Below are 16,509 nucleotides of genomic sequence, written 5' to 3' on the forward strand. Positions count from 1 at the left end.
TTTTATCAGTAGCCCTGGCTAATGATGTCTTCCAGCGACTCGCGGCCCTTGTCGCTGATTTCGAAGCCGCCTTCGGCGCGTTCGAGGATGTGGGACTTTTTACCGAGGAATAGCGCGACGTCGGCGTCCACCGGGGCGCCCGGCTGCTCGGACAGCGCGCGCAGGGCCAGCACGCAGCGGCGCAGGAAAATCGCCTGCTCGCCCTTCTCGGTCAGCGAGATGCGGCCGTTGCGGGCGATGCTGATCAGCTTGAGCCCGGACAGGCGCTTGCTGTTGCGGCCGACGCACGCGCTGACGCGATCACCCTTGATGCCGCGCTTGATTTCGTACAGGGCGTCGTACTCGTCCTGCGTGAATTTTTCATTCTTCATTGCCATTTTTTCCATAAGAGACTTACTGCGGCCCTCATGGTACGCGCACGCCGCCTTGGCGGCAAGCAATGACAGTTAAGCGCGGATGACGCTGCTTACTGGAACGCTCGGATCAGCAGCCAGGCCAGGCCGATGCTGGCAAACGCTGCGATGCAAATCATGGCTGGTACACGCTTGGTGCTCAGGGCAACCGTACGGCGACCGAGGTAGATTTTATTGTGTAAGGAATTGCCCATGATTGCTCTCCGTGAACAGAAAACCGACGACATGACTAAATTATAGAAACTCTTTCATGACCGCTGTGTGACGCCCGGCACAAAAGGGAAAATATGTGTCCAGCGAGCAACAAGCAGCGACGTGGAACCAGAATACCGTCCGTTCCACGCAACGGACGGTACGCTGGCGCACACAATCATGTAATCAATCGTCAAGTTTTAATCGGCGGCTTGGGCGGAGTCGGTTCCTCGATCGGCGCCTGTTCCGGCAATGGCGTATTGTCCGGCGGCGGATCTTTTTCCGGCGGCGGCGGCACTTCGGGGTCGGGGGTGGTGTGCAGGTGCTGCATACGAATTCTCCTCGGTTAGCCTTCAGTGTCGGCTACGCCGGGGCGCATGCAAAGGAGGAAATGCCCTCCTGCGTGCGTTGCCACACGCAGGAGGGCGACAGTGCGTCAGGCGACGAACTGGAAGTCGGTCAGCGCGGTAGCAGCGTTGCCGGTCAGAATGGCAATCTGCGTCAGCTCACTGCTCGACACCGCGGCATCGGTACCGTTGGACTTGAACAGGTAGACATAGCTGTTGCTGCCGTTGTCCACCACGAACAACGCCTGCTGGCCCAGCGTGTAGTTGCCGGTGGCCGAACCGATCAGGGTAGCCGCAGTGGCCTCCGTGGTGCCGCCGGTGTTTGGCGTGAAGATCACCAGTTCGGCGTCGGCCGAGAAGCCGCCCGTCGCCGCGCGCACCACGCCATCCTCCACCACGTTGTCGCCATCGCCGATGGCCAGCACGGCCTGGCTGATGCTGATCTTGTCGCTGCCGCTGAACAGGTCGGCAATGGTATCGACGCCGGTGGCGCTGCTGAGCACGAAGGTGTCGCTGTCGGTGCCGCCGGTCAGGGTGTCGTTGCCGGCACCGCCGATCAGGGTGTCGCTGCCTGCGCCGCCCAGCAGCTTGTCGGCACCGATGCCGCCGCGGATCTCGTTGGCCAGCGCATTGCCGGTGCCGGTGAAGGCCGCCGTACCGGTGTAGCTCAGGTTCTCGACGTTGTTGCCCAGCGTGTAGGTGGCCAGCGCGGTCTGCACGCGGTCGGTGCCGGCGCCCACGGCTTCGGTCACCACGTCGGTGCTGACGTCGACCACGTACAGGTCGTCGCCGGCGCCGCCGAGCATGGTGTCGTTGCCAGCGCCGCCGATCAGCGTATCGTTGCCGATGCCGCCGGTCAGGGTGTTGGCCACGGCATTGCCGGTCAGCACGTTGTCGAGGTCATTACCGACGATGCTGATGGCCAGCGTGCCGGTCACCGTGCCGTTCTCGACGTTGGCGCCCAGCGTGTAGCTGCCGGCAGCGATGAGGGCCACGTTGACGGTGTCGGTACCCTCGTCCGCCAGTTCGCTTACCACGTCGCCGGCCACGTCCACCACATAGGTATCGTCGCCCAGGCCGCCGATCAGGCTGTCGATGCCGGCACCGCCGTTCAGCACGTCATTCCCATCGGTGCCGGTCAGCGTGTCGTTGCCCGGGCTGGCCACGTTGTCCTGCACTGCCGCCAGCGCCTTGTCGCCGTCATTGAAGTGCACGGTTTCAACGTTGCGGATGGTCAGCGACTCGCCGGTGTTGACATTGACCAGTTTGGTGTCGGTGGACGATACGCGGGTGCGGGTATAGCTGGCGAAATTGCCGGCCACGTACACCTTGTCGTCGCCGGCGCCGCCATCCACCACGTCGGTGGTGCCGGTGCCGGCATACAGCTCGTCGTTGCCATCGCCACCCAGCAGGCTGTCGTTGCCGACGCCGCCGCGCAGGGTGTCGTTGCCCGCACCGCCGCCCAGGGTATCGTTGCCGCTGCTGCCCTGGATTTCGTTGTCCAGCGCATTGCCAGTGCCGCTGAAGGCCAGGCTGCCGGTGTAGCTCAGGTTCTCGACATTGGCCGCCAGGGTCAGGCTGGCGGCGCTGGTGTCAATGCGGTCGGTGCCGGCGCTGGCGCCCTCGGTCACCACGTCGCCAGCGACATCAAGCACATAAACATCGTTGCCGTCGCCGCCGTCCAGGGTGTCCACGCCGGCGCCGCCCACCAGGGTGTCGTTGCCGGCGCCACCGGTCAGCTTGTTGCCGACGGCGTTGCCGGTCAGGATGTTGTCCAGCGCATTGCCAAGCAGGTTGATGGCCACGGCGCTGGTCACCGTGGCGTTCTCGACGTTGGCGCCCAAGGTGTAAGTGGCCGCTGCGGCGTACGCCACGTTGACGGTGTCGATGCCCTCGTCGGCCAGTTCGGTCACCACGTCGCCAGCCACCTCCACCGTGTAGGTATCGTTGCCGAGGCCGCCAGCCATGGTATCGGCGCCGGTGCCGCCGTTCATCGCGTCATTGCCGTCCGTGCCGGTCAGGTTGTCGTTGCCGGCGCTGGCCAGGTTGTCATTGACCGCAGCCAGATCCCTGTCGCCATCGTTGAAGTGCACCGTCTCGACATTGCGGATGATGAGCACTTCGCCGGTGGCGTTGTTGACCAGCTTGGTGTCGGTGGCCGATACGCGGGTGCGGGTATAGGCGCTGAAGTTGCCGGCCAGGTTCACGGTATCGCTGCCCAGGCCGCCGTCGATGAAATCGCCGGTGCCAGTGCCGCTGCCGGCCGACAGGGTGTCATCGCCGTCGCCGCCCAGCAGGCTGTCGTTGCCGGCACCGCCGTTCAGGCTGTCATTGCCCAGGCCGCCGCTCAGGGTGTCGTTGCCGACGCCGCCGGTGATCTCGTTGGCCAGCGCATTGCCGGTGCCGCTGAAGGCCAGGCCGCCGGTGTACTTCAGATTCTCGACGTTGACCGCCAGCGTCAGGCTGGCGGCGCTGGTTTCCACCCGGTCGGTGCCAGCGCCCACGCCCTCGGTCACCACGTCGGCGGACACGTCCACCACATAGACGTCATTGCCCTCGCCCCCCTCCATGGTGTCGGTGCCGGCGCCGCCGATCAGCGTGTCGTTGCCGCCCGCGCCTGCCAACTTGTTGCCGACCGCATTGCCGGTCAGGACGTTATCCTGCGCATTGCCGGTGACGTTGATGGCAGCCGTGCCAGTGATGGCGGCATTTTCCACGTTGGCGCTCAGCGTATAAGTGCCGGCTGCGGCAAAGGCCACCTTGACCAGGTCGCTACCCTGGTCCGCCGCCTCGACGATGACATCGCCCGCCACATCCACCACGTAGGTATCGTCGCCTTCCAGGCCGACCAGGGTGTCCGTGCCGGCCAGGCCATCGAGCGAGTCAACGCCGCTGGAACCGGTCAGCGAATCGTTGCCGACGCTGACCAGATTGTCGTTGATCTGGGCCAGTGATTTGGTCGTCTCGTCAAACTGGACCCACTCGACGTTGCGGATGGTGAACGACTCGCCGGTAATGGAATTGACCAATTTGGTATCGGTGGCGCTCACACGGGTACGGACAAAGTCGCTGAAGCTGCCCGAGGCGATCAACGTGTCCTCACCGTTGCCGCCGTCAGCAAAGTCGTTGGTGCCGACGCCGACCAACAGCTGGTCATTGCCATCGCCGCCGGACAAGCTGTCGTTGCCGGGATTAAAGTTGGCGCCGCCCAGCGTATCGTTGCCGGCGCCGCCGGTCAGCGTGTCATTGCCGGCGCCGCCCGTGATCAGGTTGTCCAGCGCATTGCCATTGCCGCTGAAGTTGCCACTGCCGGTGTAGCTCAGCTGCTCGACGTTCAAGCCCAGGGTATAGGCGGCCAGCGCGGTTTGGACCAGATCGGTACCGCCGCCAACCGCTTCGGTCACCACGTCGCCGGACACATCCACCACAAAGGTGTCGTTGCCGGCGCCGCCGATCAGCGTGTCGATACCGGCGCCGCCGATCAGGCTGTCGTTGCCATCGCCGCCGTTCAGGGTGTTGGCCAGCGCGTTGCCGGTGAGGGTATTGCCAAGCGCATTGCCAGTGATATTGACGGCCAGTGCGCTGGTCACCTTGGCGTTTTCCACGTTGGCCGTCATGGCGTAGGTGCCGGCGGCCTTGAAGGCCACTTCCACCAGGTCCGTGCCCTCGTCGGCCAGTTCGGTGACCACATCGGTTGCCACCTCCACCACATAGATGTCGTTGCCGAGGCCGCCGGACATGGTGTCGTTGCCGAGGCCGCCGTCCATGCTGTCGGCCAGGTCGGTGCCCTGCAGCACGTCGTTGCCGACGCTAGGCAGGTTGAAGTTGATTTCCGCGATCGTATGCTCGTGACCGTTGAAGGAGACAAATTCCGCGTTGCGCACCGTGGCCGAGACACCGGTAATGGTGTTGACCAGCCTGGTGTCGGTGGCGCTGGTACGCGTAAATACAAAGTCATCGTAATCGCCGTCCACCGACACGGTATCCTCGCCCAGACCGCCATCGGCCACATCGTTGCTACCCTTGCCGACGACCAGATTGTCATCGCCATCGCCGCCCAGCAGACTGTCGTTGCCATCGCCGCCCAGCAGCGCGTCGTCTCCAGCCTGACCATTGAGCGTGTCGTTGCCGGCGCCGCCATAGAGGTCGTTGTCAAGCGCGTTGCCGCTGCCATTGAAATTGCCGGTGCCGGTGAACGCCAGGTAGTCGACATTGGAGGTCAACGCATAGCTGTTCGCCTTGACGTAGACGTAATCGTAGCCGCCATCCAGTGCCTCCACCACCACGTCGGTGCCCCCGTCCAGGTAGTAGCGGTCATTGCCGCCGCCGCCCACCAGCGTGTCGGTGCCGGCGCCGCCGTCCAGGGTATCGTTGTCATCGCCGCCCAGCAGGCTGTCATTGCCGGCGCCGCCGTCGAGGCTGTCATTACCGGCGTTGCCGGTCAGCGTGTTGGCTGCGGCATTGCCGGCCAGCACGTTGTCGGAGGCGTTGCCGACCAGGTTGACCGCAATGGTGGCCGCCGAGGTGACCTTGCCGGTTTCCACTTCAGCGCCCAGCGTGTAGCTGCCGGCCGCAGTGAAGGCGACCTCCACCGTGTCGGCGCCGCCGCCCACGCTTTCATTGATCACATCACCCGCCACGTCCACCACATAGGTGTCGTCGCCGGCCAGGCCGCTCATGGTGTCCTTGCCGGCCAGGCCGTCGATCCTGTCGTTGCCGGCAGTGCCTTCCAGCACGTCGTCAGCCACGCTCTGCAGGTTGTAATTGACTTCCGTCAGCGTGCGATCGTCGCCATCGAACGACACGTGTTCCACATTGCGTATGGTGACCGTTTCACCGGTATCGTTGTTGACCAGCCTGGTTTCGGTGGCCGAGATGCGGGTGCGCGTGTAGTCCTCGAACGTGCCACTGACGAGCACCGTGTCGTCGCCCAGACCGCCATCCGCCACGTTGAGACCGAGACCGGCGTTGATCTGGTCATTGCCGTCGCCGCCCAGCAGGCTGTCGTTGCCGTCGTAGCCGTACAGCGTGTCATCGCCGGCCAGGCCGCTGAGCGTATCGTTGCCGGTATTGCCGGATACCAGGTTATCGAGTGCATTGGCAGTGCCGTTGAAGCCGCCGCTGCCCTGGTATTCCAGGTCTTCCACGTTGGCAGCCAGCACGTAGGTGGCCAGCTTGGCGACCACCGCATCGTTGCCGCCCTCTGCCAGCTCGGTGACCACGTCGGTCGCCACATCCACCACGTAGCGGTCGTCGCCATTGCCACCGATCATGGTGTCAGCGCCGGCGCCGCCGTCCAGCGTATCGGCACCGTCCAGACTGGTCAGCTTGTTGGCGGCGGCGTTGCCGACCAATGCGTTGTCCAGTGCGTTGCCGATCACACTGGCCGCGATCGTGGCGCCCGCGGTCACTTTGGCGTTCTCGACCTCCTCGCCCAGCGTGTAGGTGCCCGCCGCCGTGAAGGCGACTTCCACCGTGTCCGTGCCGCCGCCCAGGTCCTCGACGATCACATCGCCGGCCACATCCACCACGTAGGTGTCGTCGCCCTCCAGGCCCACCATGGTGTCGCTGCCGCCCTTGCCGTCAATCCGGTCCGGATCGGGGCTGCCGGTCAACAAGTCGCCAAAGTTGCTGACAGTGTTGGCAATGGTGTCCTCGTAGCTGCGTGGACCGTCCTGGAACTCGAACAGCTCGATATTGCGCGCCGTGATGTTCTCGCCGGTCAGCGTATTCACCAGCACCAGGTCGGTTGCGTTCGGACGGGTGATGGTGTAGCTCTGATAGTCGCCCAGCAGCACCAGCGTATCCGCATCCGCGCCGCCGTCCGCCACATCGACGCCGGTGCCCACGTCCAGGCGGTCGAAGCCGGCGCCGCCCGCCAGCGTGTCGTTGCCGGTCAGCCCTTGCAGGTCATTGTCGCCGGCGCTGCCGGTGATGCTGTCGTTGAAGGTGGAGCCGCGCACATCCTCGATGTTGAGCAGCTTGTCGGTGCCGCCGTAGCCATCGGCCGCGGTGCCGGTGGTCAGGTTGACCACCACGCCGGCCTTGGCATGCTGGTAATCCACCCGGTCGGTGCCGCCCTTGCCGTCAATGCTGTCGTTGCCCTCGCGGCCTTCGAATGATTCGAACTCGCCCTCGTCGCTGCCGAGCAGCGTATCGTTGAAGCTGGAACCGCGCACGCCTTCGATATTGTGCAGCTCGTCGGTGCCGCCGAGGCCGTCCTGTGCCGTGCCGGCGCCCAGGTCGACCGTCACCGCCGCCGTGCTGCTGGTGTAGTCGACGCGGTCATAACCCTGGCCGCCATCGATGGTATCGTTGCCGCCGTTGCCGATGAAGGCTTCCACCAGGCCGTCGTGCAGGTCGGCGCCGTTGTCCGCATTACCGCCGATCAGCTCGTCGTCAAAGGCCGAGCCGCGCACGCCTTCGATATGCAGCAGCGTGTCGGTGCCGCCATAGCCATCGCTGGCGGTACCGCTGGCCAGGTCGACGCTGACGCCGCTGGTGGCGCTGTCGTAGCGCACGAAGTCAAAGCCGTCGCGGCCGTCGATGGTGTCATCGCCGGCCATGCCCTCGAACTGCTCGGTCAGGGTGCTGTCCGAACCCAGCAGCTCGTCGCCAAAGGCCGAGCCGCGCACCTGGGTGATGTTGAGCACAGTGTCGGTGCCAACGCCGTCGCCGTTGGCGGTGCCCTGCTCCAGGTCCACCACCACGCCGCCGGTGGCGCGCACGTAGGTGACGCGGTTGTTGTTTTCCTGGTTGAGAGTATCGGTGACAGCGCCGCCGTCAATGGTATCGTCGCCTTCGCGGCCCTCGAACTGCTCGAACACCAGCGCGCTGCTGCCGACGATGACGTCGTCGTGGAGCGAGCCGACCACGACGTTGATGTTGCTCAGCTTGTCGGTGCTGCCGAATCCGTCCTGGGCGGTGCCGCTGGCCAGGTTGACGGTGACGCCGCTGGTGGCGCCATCGTAGCTGACCACATTGGCGTCGCTGTAGCCGATCTTGTCGGTGATGAGGCCGCCTTCCAGCGTGTCGTTGCCGGCGCCGCCGTTGAGGGTGTCGCCGCCGATGCCGCCATCCAGCACATCGGCACCGCCACCGCCCAGTAGCAAATCGCCGCCGCTGCCGCCCTGCAGATTGTCATTGCCGAGGCCGCCGCTCAGGGTGTCGCTGCCGCCGCCGCCCGCCAGGGTGTCTGCGCCATTGCCGCCCAGCATGGAATTGTTCAGCTCATTGCCGGTGGCGTTGGTTTGCGTCTCGCCGGCATAGGTCAGGTTTTCCACGTTGGCCGCCAGCACATAGGTCGCCAGGTTGGTGGCCACCACGTCGGTGCCGCCGCCGGCCAGCTCGGTGACCACATCGCCGGCGTCAGTCACCACGAACAGGTCATTGCCGGTGCCGCCCACCATGGTGTCGTTGCCGGTGCCGCCCACCAGGGTGTCGTCGCCGGCGCCGCCGGTCAGGCCGTTGGCCGCCGCGTTGCCGTACAGCGCGTTGTTGCCGTCATTGCCGACCAGATTGACCGCGATCGTGGCGCCCGAGGTGACCACGCCGTTTTCCACGTTGGCCGCCAGCGTGTAAGTGCCTGCGGCGGCAAAGCCCACCAGCGCGGCGTCAGTGCCGCCATCCAGGCTCTCGTCGATCACATCATCCTTGTTATCGATGTAGTAGGTGTCGTCGCCCTGCAAACCGCGCAGGGTGTCGGCGCCGGCCAGACCGTCGAGGCTATCGTTGTTCTCGCTGCCGGTAATGAGATCGTTGCCCGGGCTGGCGGTATTGGCCGTCAGCAGCTCTATGGTCTTGGTCTGGTCGTTGAACATGATTTGTTCAACGTTGCGCACCAACACACTCTCGCCGGTCATCTTGCTGGTGAACCGGGTGTCGGTGCCGGTCACGCGGGTGATGGTGTAGGCGGCAAGATTGCCTTCCAGCGCCACGGTATCCAGGCCTGCGCCACCGTCCACCACGTCGGCGCCGCCACTGGCGTAGGCCAGATCGTCGCCGTCGCCGCCCAGCAGCGAATCGTTGCCAAGCCCGCCGCCGAGGGTGTCGTTGCCGGCGCCGCCGCTCAGGGTGTCCGCGCCGTTGCCGCCATTGATAGCGTCATTGCCGCTGCCGCCGTTACCGGTGAAGTTGCCGGTGCCGATGTAGGCCAGTTTCTCGACGTTGGCCGCGGTCAGCGTGTAAGTGGCCAGCGTGGTCTGGATGGTGTCGCTGCCGCCGTCGGCAGCCTCGGTCACCACATCGCCGCTGGCATCCACCACGTACACATCATTGCCATCGCCGCCGCTCATGCTGTCGTTGCCGGCGCCGCCGTTCAGGGTGTCGTTGCCGCCGTTCCCGATCAGGATGTTGGCGGCGCTGTTACCGGTCAGCGCATTGGCCTGGTCGTTGCCGGTCAGGTTGATGGCCACGGTGCCGTTGGCGATCGCGTTCTCGACATTGCTGCCGACAATGTAGGTGCCGGCAGCCGCCAAGGCCACTTGCACGGTATCGGTGCCTTCGCTGCCGCCTTCCACAATCACGTCGCCGGCCGCATCCACCAGGTAAGTGTCGTCGCCCTTGCCGCCTTGCAGCGTATCGGTGCCGGCGCCGCCATTCAGGGTGTCGTTGCCGTCGCTGCCCACCAGCAGGTTGTTGAGCGCATTGCCGGTCAGCGCGACGCCGGTGGTGCCTTGCACGACGCCGTTCTCGACGTTGGCTGCCAGCGTCAGGCCCACCGTGGTCAGCACGGTATCAGTGCCGGCGTTCAGCGCTTCGGTGATGGTGACGCCGGTGTTGTTGACGATGTAGGTATCGTCGCCGGCGCCGCCATTCAGGGTGTCGTTGCCGCCGCCGCCGTTGATGGTGTCATTGCCTTCCTTGCCCATCAGCGATTGCGCAGTGCCATTGGCGCCACGGATGATCCAGTAATTTTCACCATCCGCTCCCGCGGTACCGTCGATGGCGTTGTTGACGGTCAGGTTGAAGGTGCCGCTCACCACACTGGCGACGCCGAACAGATTGGTCACGGTGGCGCTGAACGCGTGACTGCCGCTGAGCAGCGACGGCACGTCGAGAGCCCAGCGGCCGTCGTCGTCAACCGCCACCGTGCCCAGCACCGTGGTGCCGTCCTTGATCGTGACGGTCGCGCCCAGCGCGGCCGTGCCGCTGATGACCAGGTGGCTGTTGCTGACCGTGGCGCCAGTGCCGAGTGGCGCGTCCTTCAGGTAATACGCCGAGGCCGGGTAAGCCGGATCCAGTACCGGCTGGGTGCCGCCCACCACGGTTTGCACCGTCAGGGTGGTGGCGGCCGGCTTGACGCCGGTGGAATCGCCGGCGTAGAACAGCGGCACGCCGTTAAAGTCGATGATCTGCTGGTAAATGCCGCCGCTGCTGGTCAGCTCGGCCAGGCCCTGCGTGCCCCAGCTCACCACGATTTGGCCATTCTGGAACTCGGCCAGGGTCGGGAACATCTTGACGCCGGCGGTGTTGGAATTGCTGATCTTGAATTCCGCGCCCAGCGTGCTGTTATCGCTGCCGCTGTAGCGGCGCCCCATGATGGCCGAGCTGCCATCGGCATTTTCCACGTCCCACACCACCATATAGCTGCCGTCGCTCAGGCCCAGCACCTGGGTGGCGCGCTGGAAGCCGGCAGTGGCGACCACGAACGCTTCGCCCACCGGTTCGCCGTCGGCATTGTAGTTGCGCGCCATGACCACGTCCTGGCCGGCGCCAGCGCCGTCGGCGTCGTAGATCCAGGTCAACACATGGCCGCCGTCGGCAGTGCGCGTGCTGTGCGATACCGACAGGGTGGCCACGTTGTCATTGGTGGCAAACACCACCTGCTCGTCGCCCAGCTTGTTGCCGGCGCCGTCGAAGCGCTGCTCGATCAGGCCGTAGTGGCCGTCCTGCGTCACCCCGTTCCAGGTCACCACCGCGGTGTTACCGTTTTGCGCCGTGATGGTCGGTGCGCTCTGGTTGTAAATGCTGGTGCTGCCAACCTGGATTTCCGGACCGTACGGCTGGCCGTTGGACGCGAACAGGCGTGCATATACGCCGAGATGGCCATCCTCGCCAGCTTGTGCCGACTGCCAGGCCACCATGAAGCCGCCGTGATCCAGCCCTGCGACGCTAGGCAGACGCTGCGCCACGTCGGCGGTGGTGCTGACCGTGACCGGGCCGCCGATCATATTGCCGCCGTTGTCGAGGATCTGCACCTTGATATCCCAGCCCGGGTTGCCGACGCCGGCCCCGACGGAAGCGTTGCTGTGATACGCCACCGCATAGCCGCCAAACTGCAGCGCGCTCACCACCGGCGCGCGCTGGTCGCCGCCGGTGTTGCCGGCGTTGATCAGAATGTCGTTGCCCCACGGGTTGCCATCTTCGTCAAACACGCGCGCGTACAGGCCGTCGCCGCTGCCGTCGGTGGCGCGGAACACCTGGATGAAGCCGCCATCGCGATACCAGTGCGCCGCCGTGCTCTGATAGACCTGGTAACCGCCGGCGCTGCTGCTGACCACATGGTCGACCGCCCGCAAGTCGGTCGTGCCGTCGGCAAACTTCAGGGTGCGCACGCCGTACAGGGTGTCGGTGCCGTCCAGCGTGGTGCCGCTGGTGCGTTTGTCCTGCACGGTGACGCTGAAGTCGGCATTGGTGGTGATGATGTAGTCGGTCTTGTTGCCGCGGTAGACCGCCGTATCGGCACCGCCCACGCCGTACAGCGTGTCATTGCCGCCCAGGCCGGTCAGGGTGTCGTTGCCGAGGAAGCCGCCCAGGATGTCGGCCTTGCTGCTGCCGGTCAGGCTGTCGTTGCCGCTGCCGCCGCCCAGCGCCTCCACATTGGTGAAGCTGACCGTGCCGTCGGCGCTGCTGCCGGTGCCGGTGCTCAGGCTGCCGGTGAAGGCAGCGCTGCCGTCGTAGATGAAGGCGTCAGAACCGGCGCCGCCATCGAAGGAATCATTGCCGCCATGGCTGTGGAAGTCTTCGTCGACGCCACTGCCGATCACGGTATCGGCAAATGCCGTGCCCTCCACCCGCTCGATGCCGCTGATGACGCCGCTCTCGCCAAAGCCATTATCGACTATCACCTGGGTGGCCAGGTTGATGTTGACGCCATGCGTGGCGCCGGGAATGTTGGTGAACAGGCGGTCCTCGTCGCCGGCGCCGCCGAGGATGGTGTCCTGGCCAGTCGAGAGGTTGAAGTAATCGTTGCCGCCGCCGCCGTCGATCAGGTCGTTGCCGGCATCATCGGCGCCGCCGATGAAATAGTCTTCACCGTCGCCGCCAAGTTCGGAGTCGTTGCCGTCGCCGCCCAGGAAGTTGTCATTGCCAGCATTGCCCCACAGCGTATCGTTGCCGGCGCCGCCATCGATGAAGTCGCTGCCGCTGCCGCCCTTCAGCACATTGTCCAGCGCATTGCCGAACATGCCGTTGTTGGCGCTGGTGGTGTTGGTCATGTTCTCGACATTGTCCGGCAACGCCATGCCATACTCGGACAGGATGGTGTCGGTGCCGCTGTCGGCATCCTCATTGATCACCGCGCCGTATTTCCACACATAGGTGTCGTTGCCGGCGCCGCCGTTCAGGGTGTCGGCCCCGCCACCGCCGTCCATGGTGTCGTTGCCGTCGCCGCCGTTGAGGGTCTGGGCGCCGCTGGTGGCGCCGTTGTTGTACCAGTACTGGGCATTGTCGTCGCCGCTGGTGCCGTTGATGGCGGCCACGCTCTGGATGGTCAGGTCAAAGCCCGCGCTTGGCGCGCTGGCGTGGCCAAACAGATCGCTGACCACCGCCGTCAGGTGATACACGCCGTCGCTCAGCTGCTTGATGTCGGCCGACCACTTGCCGGTGTCATCGGTGCTGACCGTGGTCAGGGCGGTGTCGCCGGCATAGATGGTGATCCGGCTGCCGTATGCGGCCGTGCCATTCAGGGCCAGATGCTGGCCGCTGACGGTATCGCCGCTGTTGAGCGCAGCGCCCAGCACATATTCGCCCAGCGAGTTGACCTGCGGCATAGCGCCGCCGGCCACGGTCTGCACCGTGAAGGTGGTGGCGGCCGGCGCCGCGCCGGTGTCAAACACGCCATACTCGCGCTCGCCATTGCCGTTGATCAGTTGCTGGAACACGCCGCCGCTGCCACTGGTGGATGGCGTGACCAGCGAACTCCAGTTGACCATGATGTCGCCGTTGCCGCTGGCGCTCAGGGTTGGATAGCTGGCGTTGATACTGGTGATGTCGTCGCTCACGCGGAACAGCGCGCCGCTGGCGGCGCCGGTGGCCGCGTTGAAGTTGCGGCCGACCACCTCGCTGCTGCCATTGCCGTGGGTGACATCCCACACCAGCATGATGTCGCCGTTGTAGGTTTCGATCACATCGCTGCCGCGGTAGCGTTCGCCGGCGGCGGCCGTGAAGGCGTTGCCGCGCGCCGTGCCGTCCAGGTTGAACACTTGCGCCATGACGGCGCCGCTGCCGTTGGCCAGGGTCATGGTCCAGGTCAGCACATAGCCATTCTCGACTGGCGTCTCGCGCGTGAAATTGATGACGGCGCCGGCCGGGGCGGTGTACACGATTTGCTCGACGCCGATCTTGTTGCCGCTGGCGTCCAGTAACTGCTGGGCAAAGCCGTTGGCGCCGCTCGACAGCGTACCCTGCCAGACCACCACCATGCTGCCATCGGCAATCTGGCGCACCAGCGGCAACTGCTGATTGCCGTTCACGGTGGTGTTGATGTGCATTTCATCGCCGCTCTTGGCGCCGGCGGCGTCGAATTTCTGGGCGTAAATGCCGGTGCTGGTACCGCCGCTCTCATGGCGCGACTGCCACACTACCAGATAGCCGCCATCCGCAGTGCCGGTAACGGATGGGAAACGCTGCATAAAGTCCGTGGTGGTGTTCACCTCCACCTCGCTGCCCACCTTGTTGCCGTCCGCATCGAAGCGCTGCAGCTTGATTTCCTGCAGGGCTTGATTGGTGTATGGGTAGTTTTCCGGGGTACTGTCCCAGATCACCACGAAGCCGCCATCGGCCAGTGCCGCCACGCCAGGCACGCGCTGGTCGCCGGTGGTGGTGGTGTTGACCGCGATATCGTTGCTGCGCGGCTGGCCGTCCTCGTCAAACAGGCGCACGAAGATGCCGTCGCCACTGGCATCGCTGCCGCGAAACACCGTCACGTAGCCATTGGCGCCGGCGCCACCGGTGCCGTTCAGCACGACCGATGCCTGCGACAGCTGCGCGCCGGCGGTGTCACCGTTGACCACTTGCGCCTGGGCCACCGCCACCAAGGTGGTGTCGACAAACTGCAGGTATTTGACGCCGCGCACGGTGTCGATGCCGTCCGGCGCGCCGTCGCGGTTGTCCTGCACGGTGACATCGCCATTGGCCAGCATGGTGATGGTGTAATCGCTGCGGTTGCCGGTGTAGATGGCGCGGTCATTGCCGGCGCCGCCGATCAGGGTGTCGTTGCCGCCGGCGCCGAGCAGTTGGTCGTCGCCGTCCAGGCCGGAAAGAATGTTGGCGCCGCTGTCGCCAATCAGCATATCGTTGGACCGGCTGCCTTCGATGTTTTCAAAGTTGCTCAGCACGTCGTTGCCGTCGGCACCGCTGCTGACGCCGGCGGCTAGGTTGACCTGCACGCCGCCCACAGCGAAGTAGTAGCTGGTGGTATCGCTGCCGCCGATGCCGCCGTCCAGCGTGTCGTTGCCGGCGTTCCCCTGGAGGGTCTCATCGGTATCGGCGCGGCCGGTGATGATGTCGCCAAAGCCGGCGCTGCCAGTAATGCGCTCGATGCTGGTCAGGTGATCGATGGCGTTGCTGCCGTTGCCATCGTCGGCAGTGCCCGCTTCCAGATCGACTTTCAGCTGGCCGGCCGTGCTGTAGTAGGAAACACGGTCCAGTCCTTCCCCGCCGTCTACCGTATCCGAGCCGCCGCCGCGGACGTTGATGTAATCGTTACCGGCGCCAGCGTTGATGACGTCGTTGCCAGCTTTGCCGGTCAGAAAATCGTTACCGTCGAGGCCGTTGAGGGTGTCCCCGCTGCCAGTGGCGTTAAGCGTGTCCGGGCCGTTCGTGCCGTTGATTACATTTCCCATGATTTTTCCCTGAATATTGGTTTTTGCGTCTGATCTACTGTCTGGCAACGCTCCGCCGCCATCTTTGGGTCGGTCGGAAAGGAACCAAATTAGCATTTATGTAGCTGATTTACCAAGAAAAAAGTTGAACCTAGGAACAGAAAATGTGTCAGAGAAAAGGAAAACAACAGAGAAAAAAATCAACTTTGCCAGAACGATTACAAACCTCCCGATGGCGCGCCTGCCTGCTTCAAAGCCAGCTAGGTACAATGGCGGCTTTTCACCGCACACACAGCCGCCATGAGCACCCCACTGAACGACGACGAATACGATCAACTTGACGAACTGCTGCTGGCCATCGGGCCGCAATCGATGGACGTGTCCGCGCTGGAAGGCTTGCTGACCGCGTTGGTGATCGGTCCAGTGGAAGTGGCGCAGGGAGCATGGCTGCCGCTGGTGTGGGGCGGCGCGCAAGGCAGTCCCGAAGCGCAGGCGCTGGTGCTGCGCCATCACGCCTACATGCAGACGTGGATGCAGAAAGACCCGGCCAGTTTCGAGCCGATCTACGAATGCGGCGGCAACTGGACCGCCGAGGCGTGGTGCGCCGGCTTCATGGCCGGCATACAGCTGGCAGCTGACGCCTGGGCGCCGCTGCGCGCGCAGCAGCCGGCGCTGCTGGTGCCGTTCACGGCGCCGGTCAACGCCGCCAGGGTGGCGCCGTCCGTCATCCAGATCAACGCCTTCTTCCATGTGCCGCAGGCGAAAGCGGCCAAGGTCGGCCGCAACGATCCCTGCCCTTGCGGCAGCGGACAGAAATTCAAGAAGTGCTGCGGCTGAGACTCACTTGCCGTTGATGACTTCCTTCAGCAGCACGAAGGTTTCATGGTGGATGGCCTGCTCGTTGGCCTTGAACTCCTTCTCCGCCTTGAGATAGGCTGGCTTCTTCAATTCCACCTGTTCGGCCGGAGTCGGCTTCGGGGTGCTGGGATAAAGCTGGGCGCTGCTGTTGTAGGTGTCTTGCAGAATCTTCTTGCCGTAACTGGACTGATAGAAGCGGGTCATTTCCAGCGCCGTCTCGGTGCTGAGCAGCTTGGCCACCGGCGTGGCCAGCTTGTTGTAGACGAATTCCGGCTGCAGCTTGATGACCTTATCCATCACCTGCTTGCGCTGCTCGGGCGAGGCATATTTGCTCATGCCGGCGGTCATGCGCATCATCTTCTCGGCCTGCATGGCGGCCAGCAGATCATGCGCCGCCTTGATTTGGGCGGCGTCCGGGTTGGGCGTAGCCGCGTGAACGGCGCCAGCCAGCAGGGTCGAGATCAGGAATGCGGCAACAGACTTCATAACTTCTCCTCATTAATTTTTCCGCATTCTAGCCCGAATCACAATTCGGGGTCAGATACCGTCTTGAATAGCAAGGCCTTTTGACAGGTAATTGGGATCAAAAGGCTTGCCGGTATGGATCACGCCATAAATGAGGTGTGCGAGTTTATGCATGACGGCGCTGATCAC

Annotated in this window: 6 protein-coding genes; 1 reads left to right on the plus strand and 5 read right to left on the minus strand. The window is 64.5% G+C overall.

Annotated elements, in window-relative coordinates:
• Window positions 1-5: 5 nt before the first annotated feature.
• From ABDW57_RS26540 to ABDW57_RS26555, 4 genes are all read right to left on the minus strand, one after another.
• Window positions 6-371, minus strand: coding sequence for a hypothetical protein (locus tag ABDW57_RS26540; RefSeq protein WP_343733141.1), 366 nt, complete (start codon window positions 369-371; stop codon window positions 6-8).
• A gap of 95 nt (window positions 372-466) precedes the next feature.
• Complete coding sequence (locus ABDW57_RS26545; RefSeq protein WP_343733142.1) at window positions 467-607, minus strand: hypothetical protein; 141 nt, start codon at window positions 605-607, stop codon at window positions 467-469.
• A 191-nt stretch (window positions 608-798) separates the two neighbouring features.
• The gene (locus ABDW57_RS26550; protein ID WP_343733143.1) at window positions 799-936 is read right to left on the minus strand and encodes a hypothetical protein; all 138 of its coding nucleotides are present in this window, start codon (window positions 934-936) and stop codon (window positions 799-801) included.
• Between the two features lie 105 nt (window positions 937-1,041).
• On the minus strand, window positions 1,042-15,018 hold the full coding sequence (locus tag ABDW57_RS26555) for a hypothetical protein (protein ID WP_343733144.1): 13,977 nt from the start codon (window positions 15,016-15,018) through the stop codon (window positions 1,042-1,044).
• A gap of 279 nt (window positions 15,019-15,297) precedes the next feature.
• Here ABDW57_RS26555 and ABDW57_RS26560 point away from each other — a divergent pair, with 279 nt between their 5' ends.
• On the plus strand, window positions 15,298-15,834 hold the full coding sequence (locus ABDW57_RS26560) for a UPF0149 family protein (protein ID WP_343733145.1): 537 nt from the start codon (window positions 15,298-15,300) through the stop codon (window positions 15,832-15,834).
• 3 nt (window positions 15,835-15,837) lie between these two features.
• On the opposite strand, the gene ABDW57_RS26565 is transcribed toward ABDW57_RS26560, so the two are convergent.
• Window positions 15,838-16,341: a hypothetical protein gene (locus ABDW57_RS26565; RefSeq protein WP_343733146.1), complete on the minus strand. Its 504-nt coding sequence runs from the start codon at window positions 16,339-16,341 to the stop codon at window positions 15,838-15,840.
• Window positions 16,342-16,509 lie beyond the last annotated feature (168 nt).

The organism is Duganella sp. (assembly GCF_039595735.1).
GTDB lineage: Bacteria > Pseudomonadota > Gammaproteobacteria > Burkholderiales > Burkholderiaceae_D > Rugamonas.

Coding starts and splice junctions, on each gene's coding strand:
- ABDW57_RS26540 (WP_343733141.1), bottom strand. CDS start 371: ATGAAGAATGAAAAATTCACGCAGGACGAGTACGACGCCCTGTACGAA.
- ABDW57_RS26545 (WP_343733142.1), bottom strand. CDS start 607: ATGGGCAATTCCTTACACAATAAAATCTACCTCGGTCGCCGTACGGTT.
- ABDW57_RS26550 (WP_343733143.1), bottom strand. CDS start 936: ATGCAGCACCTGCACACCACCCCCGACCCCGAAGTGCCGCCGCCGCCG.
- ABDW57_RS26555 (WP_343733144.1), bottom strand. CDS start 15,018: ATGGGAAATGTAATCAACGGCACGAACGGCCCGGACACGCTTAACGCC.
- ABDW57_RS26560 (WP_343733145.1), top strand. CDS start 15,298: ATGAGCACCCCACTGAACGACGACGAATACGATCAACTTGACGAACTG.
- ABDW57_RS26565 (WP_343733146.1), bottom strand. CDS start 16,341: ATGAAGTCTGTTGCCGCATTCCTGATCTCGACCCTGCTGGCTGGCGCC.